This window comes from Microlunatus aurantiacus, from assembly GCF_039536605.1.
Classification (GTDB): domain Bacteria; phylum Actinomycetota; class Actinomycetes; order Propionibacteriales; family Propionibacteriaceae; genus Microlunatus; species Microlunatus aurantiacus.
On sequence record NZ_BAAAYX010000045.1, the window covers coordinates 1 to 797 of the forward strand.

At 73.5% G+C, this 797-nt stretch carries 1 protein-coding gene; it reads left to right on the forward strand.

Features of this window, described 5'->3' with window-relative positions; translation table 11 throughout:
• On the forward strand, positions 1-797 hold a 797-nt coding region (locus tag ABD714_RS22985), incomplete at both ends, for an ABC transporter ATP-binding protein (RefSeq protein ID WP_344814797.1).

Consider the following 797-nt stretch of genomic DNA (forward strand, 5'->3'; position numbering starts at 1 on the left):
GTGCCATCACGGTCACCGGGCTCCGGGCCGGCTACGACAAGACTTTGGTCCTCCAGGGGATCAGCCTCCACGTCCGGGCCGGTTCGACGACCGCCGTCCTCGGCCCGTCCGGCTGCGGCAAGACCACGCTGCTGCGCCTGATCGCCGGGTTCCTGCGACCCGACTCCGGCCAGATCCACGTCGGGGACCGGGTCCTCAGCGACGAACGAACCTTCGTGCCGCCGCACCTGCGGGCCGTGGGCTACGTACGCCAAGACGGGGCCCTGTTCCCCCACCTCGACGTGGCAGCCAACATCACCTTCGGGCTGCCGCGTGCCCAGCGCCGCCGCGCCGAGCGCGTCCCCGAGCTCCTCGAGCTGGTCGGACTCCCGGCGAACCTGGCACGCCGACGACCCGACCAGCTGTCCGGCGGGCAGCAGCAGCGGGTTGCGCTGGCGCGGGCCCTGGCCCGGCGGCCACAGGTCGTGCTGCTCGACGAACCCTTCTCCTCCCTCGACGCCGGCCTGCGAACCGCGACCCGGTCAGCGGTCGCCGCCGCGCTCGCCGAACGCGACGCCACCTCAATCCTGGTCACACACGACCAGGCCGAGGCGCTGTCCTTCGCCGACCAAGTCGCGGTCCTGCGAGACGGACGGCTGGTCCAGATCGGTGCACCGGCCGACGTCTACACAGCCCCCGCCGACCCGGACCTGGCCAGGTTCCTCGGCGAGGCCGTCGTCCTGCCCGCCGAGGCGACCGGCACCGTGGCGCAATGCGCCCTCGGCACCGTCTCCCTGACCGCCCCCGCCCACGGCACC